The organism is Streptomyces sp. NPDC102259 (assembly GCF_044766465.1).
Lineage (GTDB): Bacteria > Actinomycetota > Actinomycetes > Streptomycetales > Streptomycetaceae > Streptomyces.
This window is the reverse complement of record NZ_JBIWMA010000009.1, coordinates 264,695-277,255: the sequence shown is the minus strand read 5'-3', so window position 1 is coordinate 277,255 and position 12,561 is coordinate 264,695. Positions and strand designations below refer to the sequence as shown.

Here is a 12,561-nt window from a genome sequence, read left to right as displayed (position 1 = left end):
GTCACAGCTCCCCCATCCGCCGGATGACCGGGGCCACCCGCTGCACGCCGTGCCGGTAGGCGCCGCGCGCCGCCCGGCGCACGATCTGCCGGACCGGGCCCGGTTCCCTCCCGGCGGCCGGCGCGCCGGGCAGCGGGCTGCCGTCGGGGCCGAGGTGGTGGCGGGCGAGGATGCCGGGCAGATAGCCGGGCGCGGTCGCGGGCGTGTAGTAGGGGGTGAGGGGCGGAAGGCCGTGGGGGTTGTCGAGCAAGGCGCCGATCCGCTCACGGGCCGCGTCGAAGGCGGTCGCGTACGAGCCTCCCCCGGAGGCGGGGCCCCCGACGGCGACGCCCTGGCGGGCCACCCACTCCTCGTCGGGGGCGGGCCGGTGCCCGGCGTCGAGCTGGTCCCAGGAGGCGAGGCAGCCGGAGCCGACGAAGTGGTGGTTGCCGAGCGCCTCGCGCACCCCGAGGTCGGTGAGGACGACCGTGGGGATCCGACGGTGCAGGGACTCCAGAGCGGCCGTCGAACTGACCGTGACCATGAGGTCGGTGCGGTCGAGGACTTCGCCCATGTTCCCGTACACCAGACGGAAGTTGGGCGGCGGATCGAGCTTCTGCACCAGCTTCTGGTACGGCAGCTCCTCGATGTGGGTGGTGTGCTCGCCCGGCTTGGAGCGGAGCTTCAGCAGCACCTCCCGCTCGGGGCGCAGCCGTGCGTGCCGCACCAGCCGGTCGAGCAGGTACGCGCGGTCCCTGCGGTTCTCCGGCACGGAGGGCTGCGCGGCGAACACGACGGTGTAGGGGTCGTGTTCACCCGTGTACGGTTCACCGCCCAGGAACGGCAGGGCCACTTCGGTCACCGACGAGGCGTCGGCGCCCACCCCCTCGTACACGGCGCGGAAACGCTCCGCGTCCTGCCGGGAGTTGGCGAGGACGAGATCGGCGCCGTGCCGCAGCAGCAGCCCGTCGGCGAGCTTCTCGTAGACGACGCCGACGTAGCCGGTGACGACGACGGGGCGTTCGGTCCGCTCCTCCCAGATCCGCTTCAGGCCGTGCAGGATCGCCTGGACGCCGCCGCCGACCAGGGCAAGGACGAGGACGTCGTACGACGTCCGCGTCATGGCGCGCAGGAACTCGAGCGCGGTGACCTCGGTCAGCGAGTCGGCGTGCACACCGACCTCGGCCAGTTGGCGGGGGGTGGGGGTGGCCCGGCCGCGCAGCAGGAATCCGTCCAGGACGGGGGCGACTTGCGCCCCGCTCCCGGATCCGGCTTCCATGGAGGGCGCGATCCGCGTCGCGGTCAGCGCACCCCATTTCCATCGGGTGTCGGAGTCCGCGAGGACGGCGATCCGTGGGGGGTTGGCAGTACTTGCTGGCACGAGCTAGACGCTAGAAAGCAATTCCCCCGCTTTACCCAACCTCGACTCAACGAGAAGTTAACAGCGCGCCACCGGACGCCGAACTGGCCCGCTTAATGCGCGAAAGCGCAGGGGGTGCACCATTCCGACACATCGAGTTCACCCCCCGTATCCACACCGGCAAGTTTTGCCGCCGGGGGCCCTTCTAAGGTTTCGCAGGTGCCCAAGCTTTCCGTGATCGTGCCGTTCTACAACGTTCAGCAATACGCGCCCGACACCCTGACGAGCCTGCGTTCGAACGCACGCGAGGACTTCGAGTTCATTCTGGTCGACGACTGTTCGACCGACGCGACCTCGGACATCCTTGCGCGTGCGGAGCGAGAACTGCCGGGCGCGGTGTTGGTCAGACACGAAAAGAACGGAGGGCTGGCGACCGCGAGAAACACCGGCATCGACAAGGCGCGCGGCGATTATCTGACTTTCCTGGACGGCGACGACTGGCTGGCGCCCGGATACTTCCCTCGGCTTCTCGCCTCTATAGAGGAACTGGGCTGCGACTTCGTCCGCACCGACCATGTGCAGTGCACCGCGCGGGCCCGGAGCATCCACCGCGTGCCGCACGGCCGGCGCGGGACGGTGATGAGCCCGCGGGAGGCGATCCTGCCCGCCGACCGGTCCACTTCGGTGGACTACGCCTACGCCTGGGCCGGTATCTACCACCGCCGTCTCGTCGACCGCGGACTGCTGCACTTCACCGACGGGCTGCGGACGGCCGAGGACCGGCCCTGGATCTGGAAGCTCCACCGGGAGGCGGACACCTTCGCCGTGGTGGGACTGCTGGGCGTCTACTACCGGCGCGGGGTGGCCTCTTCCCTCACCCAGATCGGCGACGTACGGCAACTGGACTTCATCCGCGCCTTCGACCAGGTGATCGAAGAGACGGCGCGGGACGCCGAGGGCGAGAAGCTGCTGCCCAAGGCGGTGCGCACCTACTGCGCGATCATGACGCATCACCTCGGCTCGATCGAAAGGTTCGAACCCGCCGTGGCACGGAAACTGCGCTCCCTGTGCGCCGCCGCCCTGAAGCGAATGCCGCAGGACGTGCTCGCGGAGGTCATGGACTCGATGGACGTACAGCGGGCGGGTGCCCTGCGGCGGGTACGGCGCAGGCCGGTGGCCGCACGGACGGTGGCGGCACGGACGGTGGCCGTCTGATGCCTCGCACCACCCGGATCTTCTGCGTCTCGACCCTGTACGGCGCCGCGACCCTGGCCGCGGCCCTCGACGCCGGGCTCTTCGCACCGACCGACCGCCGGCTGCTGCTGGTCACCAACAACGCGGTCAACCCGGAGATCACCCCGTCCGTCGACGCCATGCCGGGCTTCGCCCGGATCCGTGAGCGCTTCGACGAGGTGCTGTCCTGGAACGAGACCATCGCCCCCTTCCACCCCGGCGGCTGGGGCCCGCGCGGGGACGACATCCCCATGTGGGAGCGGTACGTACGGCTGTTGTGGGATCTCGGTGACGACGAGATCCACCTGGCCGTGGAGTCCATCCAGGTGAATCCGGCGCTGGCGCTGTGCCAGTTGTTCACCGGCGCGCCCGTCGACGCCTACGCCGACGGCCTGATGAGCTACGGCCCCACACGGGACAAGATCGACCCGCTGGTCGGCACCCGGGTCGACCGGCTGCTGCACCTCGACCTGGTGCCGGGCCTCACCCCGCTGCTGCTCACCGAGTTCGGCGTGCCACCGGTGGTGGTGCCGTCCGAGGCGTTCCTGAAGGTGCTGGGCGAACTCGCCGAGGACGAGAGCGGGTTGCCCTCCGACGAGGAGCAACCGGCGCTGCTGCTGGGGCAGTACCTGTCGGCGCTGGGCATCATCGGCGACGCCGAGGAGGAGGAACTGCATCTGGGCATGGTGCGCGGCGCCGTGGCGCTCGGACACCGCAGACTCGTCTTCAAACCGCACCCCACGGCGCCCGTCCGCTGGTCCCGGCTGCTGGAGGACGAGGCGAGGAACCTGGGCGCCGAACTCGTCCTGCTCGACCGGCCCGTCCTCGCGGAGGTGGCCTACCAGCGGCTGCGGCCCGCCCTCGTCGTCGGCTGCTTCTCCACCGCGCTGCTCACCGCCGCCGGTCTGTACGGCCTCCCGGTCGCCCGGATCGGCACCGACACCGTGCTGGCCAGGCTCGCGCCGTACCAGAACAGCAACCGGGTGCCGCTCACCATCGTCGATTTGCTGCTGCCGGACCTGGCGGACAGGGGGGCGGTGGAGGCGTGGGCCATGCCGTCGGCGGAGCGGGTGGAGGAGCTGGCCGCGCTCCTCAAGGCCGTCGGCTTCGCGATGCAGCCCAAGATCTACCCGGGGCTGCTGGGCGAGGCGGAGCGCTACCTCTCCACGCACCTCGACGCGCACACCTGGCGCTACTTCAAGCGCCGGCGCCTGGCGGCACTGGCCCTCCCCGGCGCCGTCCCGGGCCAGCTCGCGTTCATCCCGCGCAACGCGACCGTCCGCCGCCTGGCGCGCCGGGCGCGGGCCCTGAAGCGGGTGACCGGCAAGAGCCGGTAGCTGCGGTCGCCCTCCCGCGTCGCCGTATCGGCCGGGTGGCCCGACGGCCGGAAACAAGACATACCGGGACAGCTGTTCATCCGATCGTCATTCCTGCGCCGCCGGTCAGTCAGCCGTCACTCACCCCGGACTTGTCGGAGATGCATAGCGTTCCGTCGTCGAGACGACGGCCCTCGGCCGTCACACGCGACGGAACACCTCTCATGACTCCCACGGAAGGTCCCAGGATGAGCGCGGCTGACCAGGCGGCGGCACCGGCCGCGACCCCGGCACTCCGGATGAACCTGCTCATCCCCGAGCGGGCTCCGGTCCGGCCCCGGGCGGAGAGCCGGCTGCGCGCCCTGGACGGGCTGCGGCTGCTGGCGGCCCTGATGGTCTGCTTCTACCACTACGCCGGCAAGAACGGCGAGGTCGCCCAGTCCTGGCACCAGTCCCCCGGCCAGAAGTTCCCGACGCTGTCGCAATTCGCCACCTACGGCAGCCTGGGCGTGCAGTTCTTCTTCCTGATCAGCGGGTTCGTGATCTGCATGAGCAGCTGGGGCCGGAGCATGGGGGACTTCTTCCGCTCCCGGGTGGCCCGGCTGTACCCGGCGTACTGGGCGGCGATCGTCCTGGTCACCGCCGCGGGCCTGATCCTGCCGGTGGTGGCCTCGCCGCTGCGCTCGGACGAGATCCTCACCAACCTCACCATGCTCCAGCAGCCGATGGGCGTGCCCCGGGTGCTGGGCGTGGACTGGACGCTCTGGGTGGAGGTGCGCTTCTACGCCCTGTTCGCGCTGTTCGTGGTCTGGCGGGGCGTCACCTACCGCCGGGTGGTGACGTTCTGCATCCTGTGGACGCTGGCCGGCGTCTTCGCCCGGGTCGCCGACAACCCGCTGACCGACGAGCTGGTGATGCGGGACCACGCCCCGTACTTCATCGGCGGTCTGGCCTTCTACCTGATCCACCGCTTCGGCAACGACCTGCTGCTGTGGGGCATCGTCGGCTTCAGCTTCCTGCTCGGCCAGCGCTACTCGGTCACGGCCCTGTGGCACCCCGGCCCGCAGGGCCAGTTCCACCGCAGTCCGTACGTCATCGAGCTGATCGTCCTCGTCGCCTTCGTCGCCGTCGGCGCGGTGGCCGTGGGCTGGACCAGCCGGGCGAACTGGCGCTGGCTGACGGTGGCCGGGGCGCTGACGTACCCCTTCTACCTGATCCACGAGCACCTGGGCTGGTTCTTCATCCGGGTGCTGTACCGCGAGTTCGGGCTGAGCCCGTACCTGACGATCGGCACGACGGTGCTGTCGATGCTCGGGATCGCCTGGCTTCTCCACCGGTTCGTGGAGAAGCCGATCGGACCCCGGCTCAAGCGGGCGCTCGCCGCGCGGCGGGCCTGAGCGGTTCGGCGATGCCGCGACAGGCCGTCGGCCGTCTGCGGCACCGCCGTGGCTGATCGCGCGGTTCCCCGCGCCCCTGAGGGGGTGAGCGGGGCACTGCGCGTCCCCGCTCACCCCCTCAGCCCCTCACCCCCTCAGCCCCTCAGCCGTCAACGCGCCGTCGACCGGATCCGGCGTACGGCACGGCGGACCGCCGGGTGACGGCGCAGTGCCTCGGCGCGGATCGGACCGCCGCCGGGAAGGCGGAGGTTCGTGAGGCGGCGGCGCTTGAAGTAGCGCTGGTAGGGGGACCCTTCGGCGAGATGCGCGGCGAGCCATGTGACCGCCTCGGCGCGCAGGCTGTGGTACTTGCGGGACTGCATGCAGTACCCCACGGCCCGGATCAGGGGCGTCAGCTCCTCGGCCGCCCCCGCGAGTTCGAGCGGGGCGCCGAGCTCCGCCTGCTCCGCGTCGGGCAGCGCCACGTCGATGATGGTGAGCGGGACGCGGTTGCTGTTCTCGTACGGCGTGATGCGGTCCAGGAGCAGCTCCGTGCCGACCCGGGCGACGGGAATGCCGTAGAAGGCGGCGGCGGTCATCAGGGCCGTGGAGAAGCAGCCGATGACGAGTTTCGGCTTGAGGTAGGCGAAGACCGTCTCGGCGAGGATCGGTTCGTTCAGCACGGTGAGCCGCACGCCGAGTTCCCCGGCGGCCGCCTCCAGGGACTCGCTGTAGACGGCGGGCGCGCTCGGGTGCGGCTTGAACAGCACGTTCTCGTGACCCGCGCGGGCGGCGGCGCGCAGCATGCGGACATGCAGCCGCTCCTCCTCGTCCTGGGTGATCAGGTCGATCGCGGAGAGGTACTGGCCGAGGAGCACGGCGGTGGCGGGGTGGTCGGCCGGGAGCCGTTCGGCGAGGAGGCCGGCGCCGGCCTCGCCGATCTGCGCGAGGACGTCGACCATCGCCTCGCGCGGGACGGCCTCGGGCCGGACGCCGTACTCGGACAGGAGCATCGGCCGCAGACCGGGCACCAGGTCGAGGTGGAGCACGCGCGTGATGCGGCTGCTCATGCCGTGCGGGATGCGGTTGCGGGTGGGGCCGTAGCTCATCAGGCCGTCCGCGTAGACGTGGATCGGGCTGTCCGCGAAGATGTCGGCGATCGCACGGGAGGGGTTGGCCTGGATGGACTCGCAGGCGATCTCGACCTGTTCGTCGCCCAGGTCCCAGGCGAGGCGTACGGCCTTCTCCCAGAGCCGGGTGTCCTGGGCGCGCGGCGACCAGCCGACCGGGTGGTGCGGGGAGATGAACTCGTTCCAGGAGTACACCTGGTCGAACTCGGGGCGCAGCTTCTCGAAGCCGGCCATCCGGTCCAGCGGGGTGCCGACCTCCGGCGCGGCGGCGGTGTTGCTGACGACGAGGATGCGGCGGACGCCCTCGCGCGGGCCGAACCGACCGGCGCGGATCGCGGCGGTGACGGTCGCGGCCGCGTACTGGGTGGCCGAGCAGAATATCTGGATCATGCCGCCACGCCCTTCATACCGCCGCGCACCCTGCGCAGCACCTGTACGCGTTCCTCGCCCATCCCCACCACGGCCTCGCCCAGTTCCTCCTCGCTCATCGCGCCCAGCGCCCCGGCGGCCAGCCGCTTCAGCTTCGCGGCCACACTGCGCTCGAACCGGCGTCGGTCGATCAGCTGGTGGGCGATGACGACGCAGAAGTTGCGCAGCGCCTTCCCGCGCAGCCGGTCCGCCTCGGGATCGTCGGCGAGCTCGGCGAGGACGAGGTCGAAGGAGCGGAAGAAGTCCAGCTGGCGCACGTCGCCGATCTGGGTGAGCGAACTGGCGATGCCCCGGCGGTAGAAGACCCCGTGCAGGCTGGCGACGACGTAGGACTCCGCCCTGCGGTGCAGGTCCCAGATCCACGGCCGGTCCTCGGCGGTGCGCAGCCCGTCGTGGAAGCGGAGCATGCCCCGGTCGAGGAGGCGGCGGTGGTAGACGCCGGCCCAGGCGTACGGATAGTCGACCATCGTGGTGTCGTCGACGGGGAGGATCGAGGTGCGCGGGTCGAGCGGGGTGTGGCGGCGGCCCTCGGGCGCCCGGTGAACGGCCCGCTCGAGTCCGGTGACCTGCACATGGTCGGTGCGTACGAAGTCGACGTCGAACCGCTCGGCGACGTCCACCAACTGGGCCAGATAGCCCGGCGCCAGCCAGTCGTCGCCGTCGAGGAAGGTGAGGTAGCGGCCTTCCGCGACATCGATGCCGGTGTTGCGCGCGGTCGCCAGTCCGCCGTTCCGCTCGTGCCGGATCACCCGACTGTTCCCGAGCCGCTCCGTCAGGGCGAGGAGCGCTTCGTAGGTCCTGTCCTTGGTGGATCTGTCCTCGACGAAGATGAACTCGAAGTCGTCCCGGGCATTGTTGACCAGGCTGGTCACGGTCTCGGGCAGATACGACTCGATGTTGTAGCAGGGGACGACGACGGACAGGGTCGGTGTGTTGGCCACGTGTGCGCACCTGAATTCTCAGCGGAAAGTCAAGTGATCCTAAGAAAGTAGGATCAGCCTTCGCATGTCCCGTCGCCGACACCCAGGTGAATTCGGCGTGACATCCGGATCGGGTCGGGAAATGGCAGATGAAGAACGGGTGAGCCGCCCCCTCCTCCTTTTCATCGCCCCGTATTCTCGCGGAATTCGATGCTACGTTCGCGCACGTGACCGACATATCCACCTCACCTCCGCCCGTCGCGCGGCGCGGGCCGAGCCCGCACGGACCGGCTACGCGCCGGCTGCGCCTCACCTCGCCCGCGGGGTGGACCACCGCCATCACCACCGCCGCGCTGCTGATCTGGACGACCCTCACCGCCGGTGTCTTCCTCGACATCCGCTATGTGCTGGCCGCCCTGCGCACGACGGGGGCGAGCGGGCTGTCCCCCTCCGAGATCTTCGCCCACCGGCCCTTCTTCTACCGCTGGTTGCTCGCCGGTCTGGACTCCGTCACCGGCGGGTCGAACGCGGTGCGCGAGGCCCTCCTGCGGCTCATCGGCATCGTCCTGTGCGCGGCCGCCGGTCTGCTGCTGCACCGGGCCCTGCGCCGCCGCATGCCGGAGCGGGACGCGCTGCTCGTCTCGGGCCTGGTCGCCCTCACGTTGGCCTTCGCGCCCGTCATCGACTACCTGCAGCCGGAGTGGTTCGCGATCGTCTTCGCGACGGTCGCCGTCGCCGCCGCGCTCGGCGTCCGCCGCCGCTGGCAGGCCACCGCGCTCGCCGCGCTGCCGCTCGCTCTCGCCCTGCTGATGAAGTACTCCACGGCGGGCACCGCCGCGATGGCACTCCTCGTGGTCTTCGCCGTCGACCGGGTACGGGGCCTGCTGCTCGCCGCCGCGACCGCCGTCGGCACCGGCCTGCTCTTCGCGCTCAGCGCCTGGTCGGGCTCGCGCGAGCTCCAGTGGCTGCGCGACATGCCGCACATCAACGCGCACGCGCTGGGCAAGGACCCGATCGTCGTTTCGGACCTGCTGCTGCGGACCGCCGACTACCTGGGCGACCGGATCGCGGTGACGCCGGTGCTCGCGCTGCTGCCCGGCGCGTTGCTGCTGTTCGCCGCCACCCTCCCGTCGCGCCGGCAGCGCGCCGAGGCCGTGCTCGTCACCCTGCTGCTCCTCGTCATCGCGCTGGCCGTCGTGGTCTACCAGGGCAACTGGTTCGCGTACCACGGCGAGAGCCTGCCGGTGCTGGCCGCGGCCCTGACCGCTCTCGCGATCGGCCGCTGGTACGGCGCCCACGGCCGGCCTCCGCTGTGCCTCACCCTGCTCGCCCTCCTGTACGGGGCGACCCCGCTGCTCGCCCTCGTCCGTACGGACGTCGACACGGACGTCGTCGCGTGGCTCGCCTCGGCGGCGGCTCTCCTCGCCGGGGCGGCGGACCTGCTGTGGGTGCGGGCACCGCGTGCGCGCGCCCTCCGGGTTCCGGTCGCCCTGCCGGTCCTCGCGGTCGTCGTGTGCCTGGCCGCGACCGTGTGGCCCCTGTCCGGGGTCCGGGTGATCGAGGGGCGGATCGTCACGACCAACGCCGAGCTCAAGGCGCAGGCGCGGTCGGCGGAAGCGGCGGCGAAGCAGGTGGACGCCGAACTCCCGGACGGCGTACCCGTGCTGTATCTGACCTTCGGCCAGCAGGCGTATTACATCGACCATCCCACCGCCTGCCGGTACCCCTTCCCCACGTTCTTCAACGTGCCCAAGCAGCTCACCGAGGTGCCCTCGCTCGAGTCGACCCGGGAGAACGTGCGCTGCATCACGCAGGAGCACCCGGCCGCCTACGCCGTCTACCAGCCCAGCTGGCTGTCGCTGGGCATCATCGACCCGCGGATCGCCGCCGACATCCGCAGGGCGTACCAGTGCCCCAAGCCGGTGAACCAGCAGCTCGTGGTGTGCACGGCGCGCCGCTGAGGCACCTGCGGCGCACCGGAACGGCCCCGGCGGTGAACTCCTCGCCGGGGCCGTTCGTCCGTGCGGCAGGCCGCGTCAGGCGACGCCCGCGATGCGCGCCGCCTTGTGACCCAGCTCCACCGAGTAGCTCTGGCCCCGGTCCTGCGGGTAGATCTGCGCCATCGTCGCGAGCGTCACCCCGCTGAGATGGGTCTCGTGGCCGGGGATCAGCGCCTTGTACTCGGGCGTGACCACGGGCTGGGCGAAGGGCGCCCGCGAGAAGTGCCAGTCCTGGATCCAGGAGCGGTCGAACTCGGGGTTCACCCGCTTGAGCCACGGCAGGAACCGCTCCAGCAGCTCGGCCGGCTCGCCGGTGAAGCGCCAGTCGTCGCGCTCGACGTAGTTGCCCACGTAGAGGATGTGACGGCCGCCGTACTGGGCCGGGTCGATCATCTGCGTGTGCTCGACGACCGCCAGGAAGGGGAAGTCGGGCTCGTTGATGTTGAGCCAGTAGTACGGGATGGCGCTGCGGTCCAGCTCCAGGACGAAACAGGTCGCGCCCAGGTACTGGTTGCGCCAGACAGCGTCGTCGGCCGGCGCGTCGGCGGCCTTGGCGAAGGCGGGCTGCGGAGTGGTGACGATCAGATGGTCGAAGACGTACGAGGCGCCGTCGGCGGTGCGCACGGTGACCTGCCCGTCGCCGCCGTCCTGACGGATCGTCTCCATCCGCTTGCCGAACTCGACCTTGCCGCCACGCTCGGCGATCCGGTCGGCGAGCGTCGCGTACACCCGCTCGAACCCGCCGTCCATGTAGCCGAGTTCGAAGGTGCGGCAGTGGACCCGCGCCCACAGCCAGGCCATGGACACCTGGTCGGCTCGCTCGCCGAACTTCCCGCGCAGCAGCGGCTCCCAGACCGCCTCGGTGGCGCGCCGACCGGCCCACTTGCGCAGCCAGCTCAGGGCGGTGCGGTCGTTGAACTTCTCCCCGTCGCGCACGACCTTCAGCCACGCCGAGGACAGACCGAAGCGGACGCCGGCGGGCAGTCCGTACAGCGGGGAGGTCAGCATCTCCAGCGGTGTGCTGAAGGGATGCGTCTTCCCGCCCCGGAACACCCCGGTCGTGGTCTTGTGGAAGTGCAGGTCGCCGCCCAGGCCCAGCTCCTCGATGAGCTCGATCATCCGGCGGTCGCTGCGGAAGATGTGGTGGTAGTAGCGCTCCAGCGGCACTCCCCCGACGGGGATCGACGCGGCGAGCCCGCCGAGTTCGTCGGCGGCCTCCAGGACGGTGACCGCGTGACCCTGCTTGACCGCGTCGTACGCGGCGGTGAGGCCGGTCGCTCCCGCGCCGATGACGCCGAGATTCATGCGAAACTCCACTTTCTGTTGAGCGCGAACTGGAAGACCAGCACCAGCGGCAGCGAGCCGGCCTTCACCAGGTTCGGATCGACGCCGAGCCCCCGGGAGAACACCGCGAGCAGCACGAACGTCAGGGCGATACCGGTCAGGCCGACGGCGTAGAAGCGCAGGTAGCGCAGCAGCAGACGGTCGCGCTTGCCGAAGGTGAACAGGGCGTTCAGGACGAAGTTGTTGGTGATGCCGAGGCTGGTGGAGAGCACGTTGGCCACCTGCTCGTGCAGGCCGGCCACGTTGTAGAGCAGCAGGAAAGCGCCCAGGTCGAGGAGGACGCCGCTGCCGCCGACCAGTGCGTAGGTGATCAGCTGCCGAAGGTCGCGGGTGCGGCCGTCGGCGCCCTGCGGGGTGTCGCCGTCCGCCGGGGCGCCGGCGTCCGTACGGGTGCCGGTGCCGGTGCCGTTCCGCACCATGTCCTCAGTCGCCATGGCCGGTGTCGTCACCGGCGGACTCCGCCGGGTCGTGCGAGATGACCTGCCGCACGGTGTACAGGGGCCGCCCCTGCACCTCGTTGTAGGTGCGTCCGATATAGCTGCCCAGCACACCGAGCGACAGCATCTGCACACCGCCCATGAACAGCACGACGACCATCAGCATCGTCCAGCCGGAGACCGTGATCTCGGGCCGCAGCAGCTTCATGGCGAGCGCGTAGCAGATGCCGATCAGGGAGAACGCGAGCACCGCGAACCCCAGCTTGGTGATCATCCGCAGCGGGGCGGTGGAGAAGCCGGTCAGGCCGTCGATGGCGAGGCGCGCCATCTTGCGCAGCGGGTACTTGGTCTCGCCGGCGAACCGCTCGTCGCGGTCGAAGTGCACCTCGCTCTGCCGGAAGCCCATCGAGGCGACCATGCCGCGCACGAACCGGCTGCGCTCCCTGAAGCGTCGCAGCTCGTCGGCGGCGCGCCGGTCCATGAGCCGGAAGTCGCCGGTGTCGAGCGGGATGTCCACATCGGTGGAGGACCGCAGCACACGGTAGTAGGCGTGCGCGGTGGCCCGCTTGAACAGCGTGTCCTGACGGCTGCGCCGACGGGCGTGCACGATCTCCGCGCCGTCCCGCCAGGCGTCGATCAGCCGGAGGCTGACCTTCGGCGGATCCTGGAGGTCGGTGTCCATGACGATCACGGCATCGCCGCGCGCCTCGTCGATACCGGCCGTGATGGCCATCTGGTGGCCGAAGTTGCGTGCGAAGTCGACGACCCGGACGCGCCGGTCGTTCTTCGCGATGTCTTCCAGGATGAGCGACGTGCCGTCGGCGGAGCCGTCGTTGACGTACACCAACTCATAGGTGTATTCGGGGCGTTCGCGCAGTGCCGCCACGAGCTCCTCGTGGAAGTGGCGGATCCCGTCCTGTTCGTCGAAGACGGGCAGTACATAAGAGACGAGCGCGGCGCCACCCCGCTGGCGGGGCACGCGGGACTCCTGCACCCGGCTGGATATGTCAGGCATTCGGTGAAGCTATGGGCAGGAT

10 protein-coding genes are annotated in these 12,561 nt (G+C 70.5%); 4 read left to right on the top strand and 6 right to left on the bottom strand.

All coding sequences use genetic code 11. The features are described 5' to 3' along the window. Position 1: 1 nt before the first annotated feature. Positions 2-1,360: a DUF6716 putative glycosyltransferase gene (locus ACIRPU_RS22750; RefSeq protein WP_403870040.1), complete on the bottom strand. Its 1,359-nt coding sequence runs from the start codon at positions 1,358-1,360 to the stop codon at positions 2-4. A 198-nt stretch (positions 1,361-1,558) separates the two neighbouring features. Here ACIRPU_RS22750 and ACIRPU_RS22745 point away from each other — a divergent pair, with 198 nt between their 5' ends. The 3 genes from ACIRPU_RS22745 (at position 1,559) to ACIRPU_RS22735 (ending at position 5,285) form a co-directional block, all read left to right on the top strand. Then, a complete protein-coding gene (locus ACIRPU_RS22745) occupies positions 1,559-2,554 on the top strand; it encodes a glycosyltransferase family 2 protein (protein ID WP_403870037.1) in 996 nt (331 codons plus the stop codon). Continuing rightward, the gene (locus tag ACIRPU_RS22740; RefSeq protein WP_403870034.1) at positions 2,554-3,909 is read left to right on the top strand and encodes a polysialyltransferase family glycosyltransferase; all 1,356 of its coding nucleotides are present in this window, start codon (positions 2,554-2,556) and stop codon (positions 3,907-3,909) included. Before ACIRPU_RS22745 ends, ACIRPU_RS22740 begins: the two co-directional genes overlap by 1 nt. Before the next feature lie 227 nt (positions 3,910-4,136). Then, on the top strand, positions 4,137-5,285 hold the full coding sequence (locus ACIRPU_RS22735) for an acyltransferase family protein (RefSeq protein WP_403870031.1): 1,149 nt from the start codon (positions 4,137-4,139) through the stop codon (positions 5,283-5,285). 149 nt (positions 5,286-5,434) lie between these two features. On the opposite strand, the gene ACIRPU_RS22730 is transcribed toward ACIRPU_RS22735, so the two are convergent. Further along, a complete protein-coding gene (locus ACIRPU_RS22730) occupies positions 5,435-6,784 on the bottom strand; it encodes an alpha-2,8-polysialyltransferase family protein (RefSeq protein ID WP_403870028.1) in 1,350 nt (449 codons plus the stop codon). Beyond that, positions 6,781-7,764, bottom strand: coding sequence for a glycosyltransferase family 2 protein (locus ACIRPU_RS22725; protein ID WP_403870025.1), 984 nt, complete (start codon positions 7,762-7,764; stop codon positions 6,781-6,783). Before ACIRPU_RS22725 ends, ACIRPU_RS22730 begins: the two co-directional genes overlap by 4 nt. Before the next feature lie 206 nt (positions 7,765-7,970). Here ACIRPU_RS22725 and ACIRPU_RS22720 point away from each other — a divergent pair, with 206 nt between their 5' ends. Then, a complete protein-coding gene (locus ACIRPU_RS22720) occupies positions 7,971-9,704 on the top strand; it encodes a hypothetical protein (RefSeq protein ID WP_403870022.1) in 1,734 nt (577 codons plus the stop codon). 75 nt (positions 9,705-9,779) lie between these two features. Here the strand turns inward: ACIRPU_RS22720 and ACIRPU_RS22715 are convergent, their stop codons facing one another. Genes ACIRPU_RS22715 through ACIRPU_RS22705 form a run of 3 tightly spaced genes read right to left on the bottom strand, consistent with a single transcriptional unit; the run spans position 9,780 to position 12,539 of the window. Further along, positions 9,780-11,048 carry an NAD(P)/FAD-dependent oxidoreductase gene (locus tag ACIRPU_RS22715; protein ID WP_403870016.1) on the bottom strand — a complete coding sequence of 423 codons (1,269 nt, stop codon included), beginning with the start codon at positions 11,046-11,048 and terminating at the stop codon, positions 9,780-9,782. Next, on the bottom strand, positions 11,045-11,521 hold the full coding sequence (locus tag ACIRPU_RS22710; RefSeq protein WP_403870014.1) for a GtrA family protein: 477 nt from the start codon (positions 11,519-11,521) through the stop codon (positions 11,045-11,047). The genes ACIRPU_RS22715 and ACIRPU_RS22710 overlap by 4 nt, the downstream gene beginning before the upstream one ends. Beyond that, positions 11,511-12,539 carry a glycosyltransferase family 2 protein gene (locus ACIRPU_RS22705; protein WP_403870011.1) on the bottom strand — a complete coding sequence of 343 codons (1,029 nt, stop codon included), beginning with the start codon at positions 12,537-12,539 and terminating at the stop codon, positions 11,511-11,513. The genes ACIRPU_RS22710 and ACIRPU_RS22705 overlap by 11 nt, the downstream gene beginning before the upstream one ends. Between the last annotated feature and the right edge of the window lie 22 nt (positions 12,540-12,561).

Bases quoted from the DNA above. Each gene is read 5' to 3' on its own strand.
- ACIRPU_RS22740 (WP_403870034.1), top strand. From the start codon at position 2,554: ATGCCTCGCACCACCCGGATCTTCTGCGTCTCGACCCTGTACGGCGCC.
- ACIRPU_RS22735 (WP_403870031.1), top strand. From the start codon at position 4,137: ATGAGCGCGGCTGACCAGGCGGCGGCACCGGCCGCGACCCCGGCACTC.
- ACIRPU_RS22730 (WP_403870028.1), bottom strand. From the start codon at position 6,784: ATGATCCAGATATTCTGCTCGGCCACCCAGTACGCGGCCGCGACCGTC.
- ACIRPU_RS22715 (WP_403870016.1), bottom strand. From the start codon at position 11,048: ATGAATCTCGGCGTCATCGGCGCGGGAGCGACCGGCCTCACCGCCGCG.
- ACIRPU_RS22710 (WP_403870014.1), bottom strand. From the start codon at position 11,521: ATGGCGACTGAGGACATGGTGCGGAACGGCACCGGCACCGGCACCCGT.
- ACIRPU_RS22705 (WP_403870011.1), bottom strand. From the start codon at position 12,539: ATGCCTGACATATCCAGCCGGGTGCAGGAGTCCCGCGTGCCCCGCCAG.